We start from the raw sequence: 17,398 nt of genomic DNA on the forward strand, positions 1-17,398 counted from the left end.
GTAGGAAAGCCAGTAGAGAAGCGAGTCTTCTCTACTGGCTTATTTTATATATAAGCATTTATCTGTTATTACATACCGCGAAACGAAAACTTATCCGTCAGAGGACGGCTTCAGCCGTTTACGCTTGACGTATAGGAAAGGATATGAGTTTGCATATCCTTTCTCTATACGTTTCGCCGAAACGATGGCGTCTATTGTAAGGACGCCGTCAGGCGTTTCTTCTTAATGTTGTTTGTTGTTGTGTAAAGATTGTAATCGCTATGTTAAATCTTTCGAATCGCATTGTAATGGTCATTTTTTCGCTGTAGAATAATTAAAACAACATAAATAAAAGAAAAAGCAATTAAAAGCAATATGTTGTTTGCGGTAGATGTAACAATTCCCAGCAGCGGGTTCGATTGGAACAAAGGACAACAAATAGGAGTGGTGACGATGAAGGACGCCGTATATTTGGATAAAAGCAAGCGGAAATACAAAGGGAACTTGCATATGCACACGACATGGTCAGACGGAACGCAGGAGGCAGCGGATGCTGTTTCTGCTTTCAAGGCGAAGGGCTACGACTTCATTAGCATAACGGATCATGATATATTCGCTCGTACCGCAGCGTATGACACGGAAACTTTTATTGTACTGCCGGGCATGGAGAGAGGCGGCTTGAATCTGGTGCCGGATGAAGATCCAGGCTATCACTTTGGGGTGCTGGACGATCCAACGATCGAACCTATGCAGGAAAGATTCCACCATTTGCAATCGTTTGAGGTCCCGATTCCTTGGGAAGGCCAACAATCCCCGCAGAAGCTGATCGACGATATGAGGGCGCATGGAAATCTGGTTGTATTCAATCATCCCGAATGGCATTTGACACGCTTTGAGGACATGGTTCAGTACGATGGATTCTTTGCAATTGAAATTTATAATCACGCAACGGAATGGACGGCGAGCTCTTCCTATGGAGCAGCTTACTGGGATCACGCCCTTCAGAATGGCAAGCGCGTGTTCGGTATCGCCGCCGATGACTCGCACGACCATGATCCAAGCTGCGAAATTCCTGAGTATGGCGGCGGCTGGGTTTCTGTCGAGGCAGAGGAGCTTTCGCAGGCAGGCATTATTGCGGCTCTAAAAAAAGGACAGTTTTATTCGAGCTCTGGACCTGAGATTACTGATTTCCGCGTAGAGAATGGCTTCGTCCATGTGGAGTGCTCGCCGTGCCAATACATCATGTTTAAAGCATTCCCGCTGCGTGGACCGTTCCACGTAGAACGGGAAAAGGGCGAATTAATGACCTCGGGAAGCATGGTGATCCAGAAGGGCATGAGCTATATTCGGGTGGAGTGCGTGGATGAGAAGGGCAGAGTAGCGTGGTCCAATCCGATCTTTGTAGCAGACTTGGCAGAGGAGGAGCAGCAATGAGAGATGCCATTATTTTGGATGCTGGGCGTCAAAAATATAAAGGCAATATACATTCGCACTCTGTTCGCAGCGACGGCGAATATACGGTAGAGCAAATGATAGAAGCTTACCGCTCAAAGGACTATGATTTTATGTGTTTAAGCGACCATGAAATCTATTTCCATAGCGATGCCTATGATACGGAAACGTTCATTATGCTGGACGGCTATGAAATGGCTTGCGAGATGGAACGTGAAACGACGGGCCAACAATATCATATGCATGGCCTGTTGGATCGTTCATTGCAGGCGGAGAAGCCCTTTCAGCATGATGAGGAGCATGCGAAGCCGGATTATGAGAGCTTGGAAACGATCCAGCAATTAATTAATGAGATGAGAAGCAAAGGCAATCTCGTCATTATGAATCATCCGGAATGGTCCAAAAACCGGGAAGAGGATTTGCTGAAGCTCGAAGGTTATGCCGCGATTGAAATTTATAATCACCAATCCGAGATTCAAGAGGCGGTAGGCTACGGCGTATCTTATTGGGATTATGTGCTGAAGCGGGGCAAGCGGATTAACGCTATCGCGGCAGACGATGCCCATGGCGGTCCGACGGACATGGCCGTTTCGGAATTTTATGGCGGCTGGATTGCCGTAGAGAGTGAGCGCTTAGAGCAGCAAGCGATTATCGATGCGATAAAGGCGGGCCAATATTATAGCTCCAATGGGCCGAAGATTTATGATCTGCGCATAGAGAACGATAAGTTGAAGGTCGTGTGCTCCCCTGTACGCACCATTCGCTTTATTACGTTTCCGGATAATGGCTTGGCGGAGTTGGACCCAACCGGTGAACTCATCACTGAAGCTGAATATTTCATTCAAAATAATGAGCAATATGTACGGGTGGAATGCGTAGACGCATCCGGAAAAATAGCGTGGAGCAATCCGGTCTATCCCAAATACGAGCTGAACGCATTGGAGGAATTATGAGCAATCCATATTTGTTATTAACGCCAGGCCCCCTATCGACAACCGCAACGGTTAAAGAGGCGATGCAAAAGGATTGGTGCACGTGGGATCATGAATATAAAACCATTGTCGAGCAGATTCGTCAGCAGCTGCTGGAGGTGGGCTGCGCATCTAAGGAGCATTATACGACTGTGTTCATGCAGGGCAGCGGCACCTTTGGTGTTGAAGCGACACTTGGATCTGTCATGCCGAGTGACGGCAAGCTGCTCGTTTTGATAAATGGCGCCTACGGGAGGCGTATGGAGGAAATCGCAAAGGTGCTCCGTATTCCGCATCTATCCATGGAATTTGATGCGAATATGCCGGTTGATCCGCATGCCGTTGAAAGGAAACTGATTGAGGATGCGTCGATTACGCATGTCGCTATGGTCCATTGCGAGACGACAACGGGCATTCTGAATCCGCTTGAGGCAGTCATGGATGTCATTAAGAGAAATCACCGCAAAGCAATCATCGATGCGATGAGCAGCTTTGGCGGAATTCCGATCGCAGTAGAAGAGCTGCAGATCGACTTTATCATCAGCAGCGCGAATAAATGCATCCAAGGCGTTCCGGGCTTCAGCTTTATTCTTTGCAGAAGGGATGAGCTTAAGAAATGCAAAGGGAGAGCGCGCTCATTATCGCTTGATTTGTATGACCAATGGGAGACGATGGAGCAGGACTCCGGCAAATGGCGCTTCACTTCGCCAACGCATGTCGTCCATGCTTTTAAGCAAGCACTCAAGGAATTAGCGGAAGAAGGCGGCGTAGAAGCACGTCATGAACGGTACCGCATGAATCAGCAAATCGTCGTGGAAGGGATGACGCAAGCCGGCTTCAAGGCTTACTTGCCGAGAGAGCTGCAATCTCCCTTGATTACAACCTTTTTGTATCCCACGCATATTCCATTCACCTTTGAACATTTTTATACCTTTTTGAAGTCGGCTGGCTTCGTCATTTATCCTGGCAAATTAACAGATATACATGTATTTCGTATCGGGAACATGGGTGACGTGCATCCCAAGGATATGGATCGGTTGAATGCGCACATATTACGTTATGTAGGAGAGAGCCAATATGCAAATTGAAGGCATTATATTTGATTGGGCAGGCACTACGGTTGATTATGGCTGCTTTGCGCCGGTACAGGTTTTTATCGGTATTTTTGAGGAGATAGGCATTCCTGTGACAATGGAAGAGGTTCGCGCGCCTATGGGACAGCTGAAGCGGGATCATATTCAATCGCTGCTGCAAATGCCAAGAATAGGAGCTGCTTTTCAGACGATATTCGGCCGCAGCTATACGGAAGCGGATATTGACGAGCTGCATGACCGGTTTGAGCCTAGGCTGCTCGCTATTCTCTCGCAGTTCGGAAAGCCCAATCCGCATGTTATAGAAACGGTAGAGCAGTTGAGACATCAAGGCTTGAAAATCGGAGCGACTACGGGCTATACCTCCACTATGCTTTCCATCGTGGCGAATGCGGCGAAGGATTACGGCTATGAGCCTGATCATTGGGTAACGCCCGATCAGGTTATGGACAAAGGCAGGCCCTATCCTTACATGATTTATGAGAATATGAAGCAGCTGGGCCTGCGCCATCACGCACAAGTGATTAAGGTCGGAGACACCACCTCTGACATGCAAGAGGCGAATAGTGCTGGCGTATGGGCGATCGGCATCGTGAAAGGCAGCTCCATGCTCGGGCTTACGGAAGTTGAGGTGCAGCAGCTGTCGGCTGAGGAAGAACGTCAAATGATCGCTGCTGTGAGTAAACAGTATATGGAAGCAGGAGCGCATGCCGTGATTGAAGACCTGTCTCAGCTGCCTGCAATGATTGATCATATTAATAATCGATTGCTGAATAAGGAGCTGCCTTATGGATATCCGCATCAATAGCCGTATAGAGGGAGATATCAATGGAACGGATGCTCGTCAGGCTTGGCAGGACGAGCATCTGAGCGAAGAGACGCTTGCTGTACTGGAACAGGACAGCAAGCTTTTTCTTCATCAGTCGATGTCTACCCCATGCTTGAATGCGATCGTCAATGCTGAGGGCATCTACCTGGAGGATCAGGATGGGCGCAAAGTGATCGATTTCCATGGAAACAGCGTGCACCAGGTCGGCTACAAAAATGAATATGTGATGAACGCAATCATTGCGCAGATGCAGCAGCTGCCATTTCTGCCGCGCCGCTATACGAGCAAGATTGCGATTCAGCTGGCGCAGAAGTTAATCGAGCTGGCGCCGGGAGATTTGAACAAGGTGCTGTTTGCGCCTGGCGGCACCAGTGCGATCGGAATAGCGCTGAAGCTTGCGCGCAGGGCAACCGGCAAGCACAAAATGATTTCGACATGGGATTCCTTCCATGGCGCAAGCTTGGATGCGATATCGGTTGGCGGCGAGTCCGTATTCAGAAGCGGGATAGGACCGTTGATGTCAGGGACGGAGCATATGATGCCTTATAACAGCTACCGTTCTATCTTCGGAGAAGGAGAAGCGGCCAACGCCAAAAACCTGGACTACTTAGCCTATATGCTGGAGAGGGAGGAGGATGTGTGCGCGGTCATTCTCGAGCCGATTCGGAGTACGGACGTACAGATTCCGAGCGTTGCTTATATGCAGCGGCTTCGTCAAATCTGCGACGATTATGGCGTGCTGCTCATCCTTGACGAAATACCAACGGCACTCGGCCGTACGGGCACCATGTTCGTTCACGAGCATTATGGAATCGTGCCGGATATTGTGGTGATTGGCAAAGGATTTGGCGGTGGGATTTTCCCCATGGCAGGCATTATTGCCAGAGAGCATTTGGATATCGCGGGGGATATTTCCCTCGGGCATTATACGCATGAAAAAAGCGCTGTAGGCTGTGCGGCTGCACTGGCTACCATTGCATATATCGAACAGGAAAACCTGCTTGAGCATGCGAAAAACATGGAGCGTTGGCTGCTGGTGCATCTTCAGGAGCTTCAGCGTAAATATGCCGTAATCGGCGATGTTCGCGTTAAAGGCATGCTGGCGGCAATCGAGCTTGTTTCGAATCGGGAGACAAAGGAGAAGGAAGCAGCAGGCGCTGAAAAAGTTCTCTATGAATGCTTGTCACGCGGACTAAGCTTCAAGGTATCAAGCGGAAACGTCATTACGCTCGTTCCGCCTTTAATTACAACTGCTGAGCAAATGGAAGAAGCAATCGCTATTTTAGATCAAGCGCTTGAACAAGTGTTCACGAAATAAATCAGACCTGCCAACTTGAAAACAACAACATCACAATTAAAAAAATAATAAAACAATTTATTAATGTGTAATTGACACAGTTTTTACAATTCTCCTTTATAGTTTAGTTAAGCCAGTGAGAACTGGAAAACGAGGAGGGTTTACAAGAATGAAGAAGCTTGCGCTTGGATTAATTAGTGTAATGACAAGTATGACCTTGTTAGCAGGATGCAGTACAGGCTCAAATTCTGGAGCTGCTGCTAATAGCAGCGCAGAGTCTTCCGGTAATGGCGAGAAAATGAAAGAGGTCGTGATCTCCGTTCGCGAGAACACATGGGGAGCGCGGAAGGATAATTTCATCGAAGCTGAAAAACGCGCGAACGAAGAGCTAAAGTCAGAGAATGTACAGATAAAAATAGACTGGTGGCCTGGCATTGGCGATGATGAGCTGATTCTGCAGGCGCAAGCGAATAAAGTAGCGGATGTGTTTATCAACTCCAGCGTGGATATTGGGTGGCAGCTGAATGCCGGACTAATCCGCGACGTGGATTGGGTTGGAGCATCAGATGTGTTCAAAAACATGCCGGAATCCTACAACAACATGATGAAGTACGAAGACCATTATTATGGCGTTATTCAGGATATGGACGCTTCTCCCGTATTCATTAGCCGTAAGGCGCTGGAAGGCATGGGCTGGACAGCTGCGCAAATCGATGAGCTGAAGGCTCGCGTGGATGCTGGCAGCTTTACCTTCGGTGAGCTTGTGGATCTAGCTGATGAGTCGGTAAAGAAAAAGCTGGTTAAGGTAGGTTTCGGCGTTGAGGATACGAGGTTTGAAGGCTGGAATTATACATTCGACAATTTTAATTACAGTGCGGAAGAGAACAAGATGGTACTGTCGAAAAACACGCAGAAGGTGTATGAATTTTGGCAGGATGCGAAGCAGCGCGGCGTCGTTACGGAAGGCATTGGCGAGATTGATACGGACAAGGCTGCCGAGCTGTTCATTAAAGGCGAATTGTTCGCAGAATTTGCCCGTACTGAATTCTATCAAGTGATGCGTACGCAGCTTGGCATGGATGAAGATTTGGCTGGCTATGAAGCATGGTTTAAGGAAAATGCGATTTGGATTCCAGTTCCGTCGGTTGAGCAGGGCGGTAAGCCTGTTTCCTACAGCAATCCTGCATTGATCTACGTTGGGGCTAAGGTCGATGATGAGAAGATGCCGTATGTTCAAAAGCTGATTGAGCATGTACTGGACCCAGACCTGCAAATCAATCATACGCTTAAGAGCGGCAAGCTTCCTGTAACGGCGGCAGCACAGGAGGATCCACGCTTCCAAGAAATGAGCTTCTACAAAGATCATGCCTATTTAATCGATTTCACAAAAACTCGTCCAGCTCAAATGGATTATGCGGTTTACATGAAATCTTTCACGCTTGGCATTGATGCCATTCTGACCAAAGGTCAAACGGCAGCTGAAGCTTTTGAGCTATTCCAAAAGGATGTCAAACAAAACGTGCCAGCGGACAGTCTCATTGTAGAATAGCGATGACACAGAGAAGGTGCTCTGCTTGCAAGAGCACCTTTCCGTATATTTCGTTTAAAGGAAGCAGGTGCAGATCTCATTATGGAGATCCCAGTGACTTTAGCCAAAAAGGCTTACAAGAAGCCTTTAGCCAAGAAAATGTATCCCTATTTTTTCATTATGCCCTTTGCGCTTCTCGTGCTTGTCTTTTTCATTCTACCTGCGATTGCGACTATTATCATGTCCTTCACGGATTTAAATGCGTCGATGAAAATAAATTTTGTCGGGTTCGATAATTTCAAGCGGATATTTTCTGATTACAGCATGCCTCAGATTTTATGGAATACTGTCCTGTTTGCAGTAGTTACGCTTGTGTTTTCTTTATTTTTTGGACTCTTTATATCTATAGCGACCCAGTACTTCTTAAAGGGAAAATTGACGGCAGTCATTTATCGTGTCCTATGGTTAATTCCAAGCATTATACCTGCTGTTGTATATGTTACGTTCTGGAAGTATTTGTTTGATCCGACGGGCGATGGGCTAATCAATAAGGTTGTGCACCTATTCCAGCCAGAAGGTGATCCTGTTTCTTGGTTTACGAAAATCGCGATGGCAATCGTGATCATTGCAACGATAGTATCAACCACTTCAGGAGGCATGATTCTGTTATCGGCCGCTATCAGCTCCATCCCCGAGGATCTGTATAAGGCTGCCAAAGTGGATGGAGCAAGCGAGAAGTCGGTCATCACCAAGATTATTCTTCCTTCATTAAAGTGGCCGTTAATGTATATTACGATATCGGATCTGATCGGCTTTGTGTCTTCCTATTTCTTCATCTTGCTTCTGACAAATGGCGGACCCATGCGGGATACAACAACGTTATCTCTATACGCGTACCAGCAGGCCTTTAATTTGAAATATTATGGATACGGCGCCGCCCTTTCTCTATTGGTTGTGCTGATCTCGCTAATTTTGACATTATGGCTGCTGAGGCTGTTTGATTTCAATGAAATGATAAAGCCATCGCGCATCGAGGATTAGGAGGCCGTTATGTCGACAAGTATCGCAAAAAAACTGCTCGTGCACACGTATATGCTGCTCTTTACGATGCCTATCATTGGCATGATTATCTGGTACGTTATCGCAGCAACCTTCAATGGCACGACGGGGCAATTTACACTCGAGAACTTTACCTTTGTGAAAGAGCCTATCGAGTATGCGGGTGTTGTTCTGCCGGCGATTTGGCCCATTGTTCTAAATACATTAGTCTATTCGGTTCTTATCGTAGTGATTGAAATCGGAATAGCTGTACCAGCTGCATATGCATTCTCGAGGCTGGATTTCAAAGGCAAGCTGGCATCCATGAAGTTCCTGTTTCTTATGCGCTCTTTTCCAGGTATAACGCTTATTATTGCAACGTTTTTCATCCTCGTTCAAATGAATCTGGTGAATACGTATTTAGGTGTTATTCTCGTGGCCATAACGGGTTCATTGCCGGGCCGAGTGTACATTATGAAAGGCTTCTTCGATGAGGTGCCGTGGGATTTGGAGTGGGCGGCTATGGTAGACGGCTGCTCCAGATTTCGGGCGCTCACGAAAGTGCTCGTTCCTTATGTATTGCCGGGCATTGGCGCTATATCAGTGTTCTCCTTCTTAGGCGCCTACGGCGAATGGTTTCTGTTCAAGCTGTTTATATTCGATGACAATATGCTGACGCTGGCGGGTTATCTGTCTCGTTTGGTCACGAAAGAAAATGTCATTTTGAATTATGGGCTGCTTACGGCAATTGGTTTGTTTTATACGATTCCGCTAGTCGTGTTCTATATCTTTACTCAAAAAATATTCCTGAAGATCAATATGGGAGGGGCAAAGCAGGTATGATTTCTCTTGTAAATATCGTAAAAGACTATGATGGGAAGCAAATGGGAAGCCGGGCGGTTGACGGCTTGAATCTCGAAATTGCCAAGGGTGAATTTGTTGCGCTGCTAGGCCCTTCTGGCTGTGGAAAGACGACAACGCTCATGATGCTGGCGGGGCTGCTGAAGCCGACGTCCGGTGAAATCTATTTCAAGGATAAGCTTGTCAATCATGTGGAACCAAAGGACCGGAATATCGGGATGGTGTTCCAGTCCTATGCGCTTTATCCCCATTTGACGGTTCGCGACAATATTGCTTTCCCGCTTCGCGAGAGAAAAATGGCTAAGAAGGACGCATACGAGCGTGCACACGCAACAAGCAAAATATTGCAAATCGACCACCTGCTTGACCGCAAGCCATCACAGCTGTCAGGCGGTCAGCAGCAGCGTGTCGCTATGGCGCGCGCGTTGTCCAAGGATCCGGAAATTCTGCTGCTGGATGAGCCGATGTCCAATCTGGACTCGCGATTAAAGCTTGATGTAAGGGATGAAATCCGCAAAATCCAACGCAAATTAGGAGTCACAACGATTATTGTTACGCATGACCAGGAGGAGGCTCTAGCAATCTCTGATCGCGTAGCGATTCTGAACGGCGGGAAAATTCAGCAATACGCCCCTCCGAGTGAGCTTTTCAATCATCCTTCAAATCTGTTTGTCGGCAGCTTTCTAGGGAATCCGCCTATGAACCTGATTGACGGAGTCGTTGAAACGAGAGGCGAACAACAGTGGATAAAGACGATGTTATTCGAGCTGGAAATACCTCAGTCGCGCAGGCTGGAGGAGCAGCATATGGGGAAAGAGGTTAAGCTTGGCGTACGTCCGCATGATTTGTTCATTACGGAGCAGCCGACTGAAGCTGCGATTAAGCTGCAAATAGATCTTATCGAGCATCTCGGCAACGGGCAATTAATCAAGCTGACGGATCCCGCCGGGCAATCCGACATGATGATTCGTCTTCTGACGGATAATGAGAAGCAGTTAAAGGAGCACGAAACGCTCTCGGTCGGCATAAGGCCGCATAAGTTTCACCTGTTCGATATGACGGACGAAGGGCGTAATCTGTTGCAATTTCAATAGAATGAGAAGGAGTATAGAATGACAATACCTAATTTTTTGATTGATCAGCATGTACATTCATCCTATTCGCCCGACTCGAGCTCAACGCTTGCAGAGATTGTCCAATATGCAATTGCACGGGGGAAGCCTGCTATCGTGACGACAGACCATTTGGAGTATGATTGCAAATATTTCAAGCAAGACGTGGATATTGACTGGGAGAGCTACAATAAAGAAGTGGAAGAGCTATCAAGGCGCTATGCCGTAGAGATTCGAAAAGGCATTGAGGTCGGCTTTCGAAGCGATTATAAGGATGTCATAAACGATTATTTGGCCCAGCACGTATTTGACGTCATTTTGTTGTCTGCGCATAATGACGGGAGACTGGATTTCTCAGAAAAGGCGTTTCATGATTTGCCGATCCAGCAAAGGCTTAGGCATTATTTTACACATGTAAGAGAGGCTGTCGACCAGATGGACAATTACGATATCGTTGCCCATTTGGATTATGTGGTGAGATATACGATATTTCCGGTGCACGAAGAGGATATCGCGGCATGCAAGCCTGTTTTGTACGATATATTAAAGCTAATCATAGAGAAGCAAAAGGTGCTGGAGCTGAATACAACCGGATTGTATCGACAAGGCTGGATTCATCCTCATTCGTATATACTTGATATGTATGTGGATTTAGGCGGCAGAGCCGTATCGATCGGTTCAGATGCACATCAGGTGGGGCATATCGAGCAAGGCTTTGAAGAAGCGATTGAGCTGCTGCACGGCAAAGGCATTCGAGAGGTTGTGCAGTTTAAGGGGAGAGCGCCTTATTTGGTGTCTATATAGTCCTATAAAAACGAGGCATATTCTGAGTTCTTGAGCTCAGCATATGCCTCGTTTTTGATCCATGCAACATTCATGATAGGCATTTTTGTATGAATACAGTCGTTTTTATTTATTTCTTATACTATCCTGCCAAGCTGTGAACCCGATAAAGGCAGAAAAAGTTGAAAGCGCATACATGTCATTCTTGATTTTACCAGCCGTATTCAAAATTAGGTGTATTTCACCTGCCCAAAACGATTGGTAAAACTTGCGCGACGCGATAAACAAAGGGTTTTTGGATCAAAAATGACACATTATTAAAATTGTCTGAATAATCAAACTTGCGGCGCAGTAACCGCTTTCTCATTATAGTGTGCGATTGCATGCGCATCAAAGAATGACATATTTACGATATTTTAATTTGTAGGCTATCGTTGTAAGGGTAAGCGAGAGCAACGGGGATATCCGAACGAGGATCACGAAGCTCACGCAGCCATAACGAAACCGAAAGGAGTGAACCCTGTGCAGCAGGCGAAAAGGATCGCAACAGGCAGTATGCAATTGGAACCCGGGAAAACGAAAATTAGACGATGGAGACAAGCGCTTCAGAATTGGCAGCTGTATCTCTTCATTGCACCCGCATTTTTCTACTTCCTCATATTCTCTTACGGGCCGATGTACGGCATACAAATCGCATTCAAAAACTTTATCCCGACAAAGGGGATCATGGGAAGTCCAGGGGTGGGGTTCGATCACTTTATCCGGTTTTTTAATTCCTATTACTTTTGGGACTTGTTATGGAACACATTGAGCATTAGCCTATATGAACTTGCAGTCGGTTTTCCGATACCGATTATTCTGGCACTCGCTTTCAATGAATTGAAGGGCGGCTACTTTAAAAAACTCGCTCAGACGGTGACATACGCGCCGCATTTTATTTCGGTCGTGGTAATGGCGGGCATGATCATTACGTTTCTATCTCCCTCAACCGGGATGGTTACGAATGTCATCGAATGGCTCGGCTTCGACTCGCCCGATTTCTTGACAGACCCGAAGTGGTTCAAGACGATGTATGTGCTCTCGGGCGTTTGGCAAAGTGCGGGCTGGGGTACGATCATTTATTTGGCAGCGCTGTCAGGCGTTGATCCTGGCTTGCATGAAGCAGCGATTATCGATGGGGCCTCTCGGTTCCAGCGGGTCATTCATATCAACATTCCGACAATTGTCCCTACGATGACCATTTTATTGATCCTCAATATGGGAAGCCTGCTAGGAGTAGGGTTTGAAAAGATTTTATTGCTGCAAAATTCATTGAACATGGAAGCCTCCGATGTGATCTCGACATTCGTATATCGATCGGGACTTGTGGATGCACAATACAGCTTCTCCACGGCAATTGGCTTATTCAATTCAGTTATTAATGCCATTATCCTTGTGGTTGCGAATCAGATCGTAAGGCGTACCAATGAAAACAGCTTGTGGTAGAAGAAGGAGGTGCGGCTGATGATTTCAGCTGTGAAAGAAACCGGCAAAGATAAACTGTTTCTCGCGTTCAACTATATTTACGTGCTCTTGGCGTTTATTATTGTAGCTTACCCTGTCGTTTATATGATCAGCGCTTCAATAAGCGATCCCAAGCTGGTCGGCTCAGGAGAAATGTGGCTACTGCCCAAAGGCATTACATTCGAAGGGTATGAGCGGGTATTCCAAAACAAGAGTATTTGGACAGGATATGGAAATACGATTTTGTACACGGTAGTGGGAACGGCCATTAACCTGTTTGTGACGCTGCCGGCTGCCTATGCGCTAAGCCGCAAAGATTTTGCAGGACGCAACTTCTTTATGGGCATGTTTATGGTCACCATGTTCTTCGGCGGCGGCCTCGTACCAAGCTATTTGCTCATTAAGGAGCTCGGCATGGTCAATACGATCTGGGCGATCGTCATTCCGTCGGCAGCCTCCATATGGAACATCATCGTAGCCCGTACGTTCTTCCAGTCTTCGATCCCGAAGGAGCTGCAGGAAGCTGCGCAAATCGACGGATGCAGCAATATAAGGCTGTTTATGAAAATCATTCTGCCGTTGTCGATGCCGATTATTGCGGTAATGGCTTTGTTCTATGGCGTTGGCAACTGGAACAGCTATTTCTCGGCTCTGATCTACTTGAATGATGCCGCCAAATATCCGCTGCAGCTTGTCCTCCGTCAAATTCTTGTCCTGCAGGAGATGTCTGCACAGGGCGGAGGCGCGATAGACGCGTCAACAGCCTCGGCCCTTAACAGCAAAGCCGAGATCGCCGCATTGGTCAAATATTCCGTTATTATCGTAGCGACGGCACCGATCATCGCTGTGTATCCGTTTCTTCAGCGCTACTTTGTGCAAGGTGTCATGATTGGCTCCGTTAAGGGCTGATTTTGCTCATAAATGATTAGATAAGGGAGAGGGATTTTGGATGAAAAAGGTACATAAGGCATCATCGCTATTATTGTGCGTCACGCTGCTCATCTCCGTATTGACTGCTTGCGGCTCGCCGAACAATGAAGGGTCAACAAATGGCAGCAATGCCGGCAACGAAACATCGACATCCAGCGAGGCAGAAGGAGTCAGCAAGGAAGGCTTCCCGATTGTTAGCGAGCCGATTACGCTCAAGATGATGTCTCAGGACGTCGGAGTTGCGGATTGGACCCAAATGCCCGTGCTGCAAGAGATGGAGAAGCTGACTGGCATTAAGCTGCAGTTCCAGAATGCCCCGCTGGACAGCTTCGCGACCAAGAAAAACCTGGTTTTTGCCAGCGGCGATTTGCCAGACATATTCTATGCAGCTGATCTTAAACCGGCAGAGCAAGTCACATATGGCTCCCAAGGCGTCCTTATTCCTCTTGAGAAATATATTGATGGAGGGTATGCGCCAAATATCAAAAAGATTTTTGACGACCATCCCGATATCCGCAAGTCGTTCACTACGCCGGACGGACATATCTACGCGCTGCCGAATATCGATTTAGCGGCCGTATGGTACCGCGGTCCGATGTGGTACAACGGCAAGTTCTTGAAATCGCTTGGAGCAGCGGAGCCTAAGACGACGGAAGAGCTCTATGCCTACCTTAAGCGAGTGAAGGATGAAGATGCGAACGGGAACGGGAAAGAGGATGAAATTCCGCTTACCTCCGTTAAGCTGGATGATCTGCGGATGTATTTCCTCGGCTTCTGGGGCATCTACGATGAGGCCGTCTATGCGGATAAGGATGGCAAGGTTCATTATACGCCGCAGGAAGAAGGTTATAAGGGCTACTTAACCTTTTTGAACCGTTTGTGGAAAGAAGAGCTGCTTGACCATGAGACTTTCTCGCAAACGGACGAGCAGAAGAAAGCAAAAGGCAAAAACAATCAGGTTGCCGTGTTCAATGACTATTTCCCTTACTTTACGCTAGGCGGCGAGCCAAGCGAGGACAACCCGTTAATGGCGCCTGTACAAAGCGAGGTCGCGGGTTCTCCGGTTTACGGCAAGCATCCAGGCATATCAGCGAACGGCACCTTCGCGATCACGAGCAGCAATCCAGCTCCAGAGGCGACGATGCGCTGGGTAGATTATTTGTACAGCTATGAAGGAGCGACATTGTTCAACCAAGGTCCGGAGGATCTGCTTTGGAAATATAAGGACAAAGCAACGCACGAGAAGGAATGGCTGCCGGTTCCAGGCGGCGGCGACCGCGAAGAGTACCGTGGAAAAATTACGCCGAACTACGGCATTCTGACGCCAGGGATGAATTCGAGCGAGCTTGCTTTGGGACTTCGCAGCGAGTTCGATTTATGGATTGATAAACAAAATGCAGAGAAGCTGACGCCAATTGCCAAATCGCCGTACCCTAACGTTTATTTGACGAATGAAGAGCAAACCGAGGCATCCGCTTTGTTATCGGATTTGAACACGTACGTGAAGCAGATGGAAGCGAAGTTTGTAACGGGACAGGAGTCACTGGAGAATTGGGATAATTACTTGGCACAAATTAAAAAAATGGGCGGAGACCGGATTGCCGAGCTTTATCAAAGTGCATATGACAGATAGGCTATAAGCGATAAGCCCAACCGTGCATGGAACAGGAAACGAGCAGCACCCGGTCATGCTTATCCGTGACCGGGTGTTTGTCTATCGCTCTATTGCCTATTCATCGTCATCGAGCTCGGATGCAGGAAGGGTCTGGCTGTTCTCTCCATACAGCTTGCGGTATTGGCCGGGGGTAAAGCCCGTTTCCTTCTTGAATTTCCTGATAAAGTTTGGCGTGTCCAAGTAACCGACCTGCACAATGATTTCTTTCAGCGGAGCGTTCGATGTTTTCAAATGGCGCATCACTTCATCCATTCTTTTTTGCCAAATGTATTGGATGAAGTTGAGGCCCATCTTTTCTTTGAACGACCGGCTGACATGGGACGGCGATATCGCGAACTCGAAGGCAATCGACTCGAGGCTAATCGTATGGTCCGTGTATCGGTCGTCAATGTAGGAAACGATCTTATCGATCTGCGACTGCTCTTCCTTCTTGTTGATGCGCTCTACTTGCTTGCAAATGCGGGAGGCAAGCTGAAGCAGGCCGTTCTCCAGCTCGTCCAGCGAGTGGCTGTAAATCATATTTGGCGCCATGTCGGGAGTCAAATGCGGAATGCCAAGCTCAGACGCGGTTTTGAGCATCGTATTGAGAACATCAAAGCAAATGCAGCGCTTCAGCAATGCGGACAGCTCGGATGTTTGCAGGCTGCGGATAGACGGACTGATGATCTGCGCCGCGACATCGTAGCTTCCCAGTTTCAGGCTTTGAGAAAGTTTCAGAAGCGTATTGTTCGGTATCCAGAACGTGTGATCCGGCGTATGCAGCAGGTTCTCGAAGTACGTAACAGTACCGTGACCGTTAGCTGCCCGCAGCTCGAACGCGGAGCAGGCTTCGATAAAGGATTGGTTCAATTGGTTCGGGCTTGCATAACAGGTACCGACGGCAATGGTAGGCGTAACGTCAAACGTCTCCAGCATGATGCATCGTACAGCTTCAACAATGTGGCGAACGGCTGTGAAGGGCTGCTCCGTTTGACTATGGCTGAAGCTGATAATAAGTGCGATTTGGTCCAGCTGCGGAAGCTCTACGCCGTAGGCATGGGCAGCCAGCTCCGGAAATTCGATCTGGGCAAGCAGTTCGATCAGCTCTTGCCGTTCTTGACGCTCATCCTCCATTTCGCTCCAGCCGATGACCATGACAAAGTGGCTGCCGCGGTCGAAGTGAATGTCAAAGGCTTCCTGCAGCTCAGGCGCAAGGCTTTGAGCATTGCCGTATTTGAGGAGCATGGAGAGGAAATGGTTGCGCGCATACGGCTCTTGCAGATCGATGCGGGAGCTGTACTCCTGCAGCGCCGTTCGGATCCGGTCGAGCTCGTTTCCGCTGCCTGCCGATTTGTCTATCTCTAGCTTAGGCTTGGATTTGGAATTGGCGAACTCAACAAGCGTAGAGATCGGCTGGTATTGCATACGGGCCAGCACGAGCGCGATGGCGGCGCCGACAAGCACTACAATGATGAATAAGAGAACAATGAAGCTGCGAACATGCACGACGCTGCTGAAAAATTGCGAGCTGGGCATGACGGTCACATAAGTCCAGCCGTTGTTCTCGGACGTCACGGATACGATGGAGTGCGGCTTGCCGTTAAGTATTTTGTCGTGGATGCCGGACGAAAGGCCAAAGAGCGACTTCGCTTCTGTATTCGTAAGCGCTTCGCCCTGCCGGTTGTCTACGAGTATTTGCCCTTTGTTATCTAGAATATAAGTAAGTCCTTGGTAATTGCCGAGTACAGAATCGATTAAGCTTGTGAGCTCGGACTCCTTAATCAGGTACATGATCGTCCCATGGGGATTCGGACTGTACGGTGTAATCGGAACGAGATAAGCGAGCATGGACTCCTTCATGTTGGCGTTGCGAATGACCGTATCAGCTGGACGCATCGTTGGGAATTTAACGTCGTTCAGGTCCTGCACTACCGCTTCCTGGCTCCAGTTGCTGAAGTTGAAGCTGCTCGCGAAAACGTCGAAATCCGATAATCCTTTGGCGGAATAAATTTTCTCGTCCTTGTGGAAATACAAGAACAATTCGCCAATGATCGAGCTAGTCGCTTTGTATTGGTCCAGCGCCTCGATCGCTTCGCCGCTGTAGTAGGAGTCGTGAACCCGGAAGGGCGTCAGCCTCTTGTCATAGCTGATGCGGGATGCTATCTCTCCCAGCTCTTTCATTCTGCCGTCTATGATTACTTTGGTTTGCGTTAATTGGCCGAGACGGGATTGTTCGATTTCGGAGCGTAGATTCGTGACTGCATTTTGATAGATGAAGACGGTCATTAGAATTAAAGGGATTAGTAATATGAACAAGTAGGACCAAATATATTTCATAAACAGTTTGGATTTGAAGTAGTTTCGGTTCAT

Annotated in this window: 14 protein-coding genes; 13 read left to right on the forward strand and 1 reads right to left on the reverse strand. The window is 47.8% G+C overall.

All coding sequences use genetic code 11. The annotated features are described in order from the left end of the window. Positions 1-432: 432 nt before the first annotated feature. The 13 genes from FHS16_RS12510 to FHS16_RS12570 all read left to right on the forward strand — a co-directional run bounded on the left by FHS16_RS12510 (position 433) and on the right by FHS16_RS12570 (position 15,007). The gene (locus FHS16_RS12510; RefSeq protein WP_183562494.1) at positions 433-1,413 is read left to right on the forward strand and encodes a CehA/McbA family metallohydrolase; all 981 of its coding nucleotides are present in this window, start codon (positions 433-435) and stop codon (positions 1,411-1,413) included. Continuing rightward, complete coding sequence (locus FHS16_RS12515) at positions 1,410-2,384, forward strand: CehA/McbA family metallohydrolase (protein ID WP_183562496.1); 975 nt, start codon at positions 1,410-1,412, stop codon at positions 2,382-2,384. The genes FHS16_RS12510 and FHS16_RS12515 overlap by 4 nt, the downstream gene beginning before the upstream one ends. After that, a complete protein-coding gene (gene phnW, locus FHS16_RS12520) occupies positions 2,378-3,490 on the forward strand; it encodes a 2-aminoethylphosphonate--pyruvate transaminase (protein ID WP_312890883.1) in 1,113 nt (370 codons plus the stop codon). Before FHS16_RS12515 ends, phnW begins: the two co-directional genes overlap by 7 nt. Further along, positions 3,480-4,301, forward strand: coding sequence for a phosphonoacetaldehyde hydrolase (gene phnX / locus FHS16_RS12525; protein WP_183562500.1), 822 nt, complete (start codon positions 3,480-3,482; stop codon positions 4,299-4,301). Before phnW ends, phnX begins: the two co-directional genes overlap by 11 nt. Beyond that, positions 4,282-5,640 (forward strand): aspartate aminotransferase family protein, encoded by a 1,359-nt coding sequence (locus tag FHS16_RS12530; RefSeq protein ID WP_183562502.1) that lies wholly within the window; start codon positions 4,282-4,284, stop codon positions 5,638-5,640. The genes phnX and FHS16_RS12530 overlap by 20 nt, the downstream gene beginning before the upstream one ends. Before the next feature lie 148 nt (positions 5,641-5,788). Continuing rightward, positions 5,789-7,168, forward strand: a complete 1,380-nt coding sequence (locus FHS16_RS12535) for an ABC transporter substrate-binding protein (protein WP_183562504.1) — start codon at positions 5,789-5,791, stop codon at positions 7,166-7,168. Between the two features lie 93 nt (positions 7,169-7,261). After that, positions 7,262-8,188, forward strand: coding sequence for a carbohydrate ABC transporter permease (locus FHS16_RS12540; protein WP_183562506.1), 927 nt, complete (start codon positions 7,262-7,264; stop codon positions 8,186-8,188). A gap of 9 nt (positions 8,189-8,197) precedes the next feature. Continuing rightward, complete coding sequence (locus FHS16_RS12545) at positions 8,198-9,028, forward strand: carbohydrate ABC transporter permease (protein WP_183562508.1); 831 nt, start codon at positions 8,198-8,200, stop codon at positions 9,026-9,028. Then, positions 9,025-10,140, forward strand: coding sequence for an ABC transporter ATP-binding protein (locus FHS16_RS12550; RefSeq protein WP_246431726.1), 1,116 nt, complete (start codon positions 9,025-9,027; stop codon positions 10,138-10,140). The genes FHS16_RS12545 and FHS16_RS12550 overlap by 4 nt, the downstream gene beginning before the upstream one ends. Before the next feature lie 18 nt (positions 10,141-10,158). Then, complete coding sequence (locus tag FHS16_RS12555; protein WP_183562510.1) at positions 10,159-10,962, forward strand: histidinol-phosphatase HisJ family protein; 804 nt, start codon at positions 10,159-10,161, stop codon at positions 10,960-10,962. Between the two features lie 534 nt (positions 10,963-11,496). Then, the gene (locus FHS16_RS12560; protein WP_183562721.1) at positions 11,497-12,426 is read left to right on the forward strand and encodes an ABC transporter permease; all 930 of its coding nucleotides are present in this window, start codon (positions 11,497-11,499) and stop codon (positions 12,424-12,426) included. An 18-nt stretch (positions 12,427-12,444) separates the two neighbouring features. Then, entirely contained in the window at positions 12,445-13,353 is a 909-nt protein-coding gene (locus FHS16_RS12565; protein ID WP_183562512.1) for a carbohydrate ABC transporter permease, read from the forward strand. A gap of 40 nt (positions 13,354-13,393) precedes the next feature. Beyond that, complete coding sequence (locus FHS16_RS12570; RefSeq protein ID WP_183562514.1) at positions 13,394-15,007, forward strand: extracellular solute-binding protein; 1,614 nt, start codon at positions 13,394-13,396, stop codon at positions 15,005-15,007. A gap of 96 nt (positions 15,008-15,103) precedes the next feature. Here FHS16_RS12570 and FHS16_RS12575 read toward each other — a convergent pair whose 3' ends face one another. Next, positions 15,104-17,398 (reverse strand): helix-turn-helix domain-containing protein, encoded by a 2,295-nt coding sequence (locus FHS16_RS12575; RefSeq protein ID WP_183562516.1) that lies wholly within the window; start codon positions 17,396-17,398, stop codon positions 15,104-15,106.

This window comes from Paenibacillus endophyticus, from assembly GCF_014192395.1.
Classification (GTDB): Bacteria; Bacillota; Bacilli; order Paenibacillales; family Paenibacillaceae; genus Pristimantibacillus; species Pristimantibacillus endophyticus.

Excerpts from the sequence above, each read along its gene's own strand:
- FHS16_RS12535 (WP_183562504.1), top strand. The coding sequence starts at position 5,789 with ATGAAGAAGCTTGCGCTTGGATTAATTAGTGTAATGACAAGTATGACC.
- FHS16_RS12530 (WP_183562502.1), top strand. The coding sequence starts at position 4,282 with ATGGATATCCGCATCAATAGCCGTATAGAGGGAGATATCAATGGAACG.
- FHS16_RS12575 (WP_183562516.1), bottom strand. The coding sequence starts at position 17,398 with ATGAACCGAAACTACTTCAAATCCAAACTGTTTATGAAATATATTTGG.
- FHS16_RS12545 (WP_183562508.1), top strand. The coding sequence starts at position 8,198 with ATGTCGACAAGTATCGCAAAAAAACTGCTCGTGCACACGTATATGCTG.
- FHS16_RS12510 (WP_183562494.1), top strand. The coding sequence starts at position 433 with ATGAAGGACGCCGTATATTTGGATAAAAGCAAGCGGAAATACAAAGGG.
- FHS16_RS12560 (WP_183562721.1), top strand. The coding sequence starts at position 11,497 with ATGCAATTGGAACCCGGGAAAACGAAAATTAGACGATGGAGACAAGCG.
- FHS16_RS12555 (WP_183562510.1), top strand. The coding sequence starts at position 10,159 with ATGACAATACCTAATTTTTTGATTGATCAGCATGTACATTCATCCTAT.
- FHS16_RS12565 (WP_183562512.1), top strand. The coding sequence starts at position 12,445 with ATGATTTCAGCTGTGAAAGAAACCGGCAAAGATAAACTGTTTCTCGCG.
- FHS16_RS12550 (WP_246431726.1), top strand. The coding sequence starts at position 9,025 with ATGATTTCTCTTGTAAATATCGTAAAAGACTATGATGGGAAGCAAATG.
- FHS16_RS12515 (WP_183562496.1), top strand. The coding sequence starts at position 1,410 with ATGAGAGATGCCATTATTTTGGATGCTGGGCGTCAAAAATATAAAGGC.
- phnX (WP_183562500.1), top strand. The coding sequence starts at position 3,480 with ATGCAAATTGAAGGCATTATATTTGATTGGGCAGGCACTACGGTTGAT.
- FHS16_RS12570 (WP_183562514.1), top strand. The coding sequence starts at position 13,394 with ATGAAAAAGGTACATAAGGCATCATCGCTATTATTGTGCGTCACGCTG.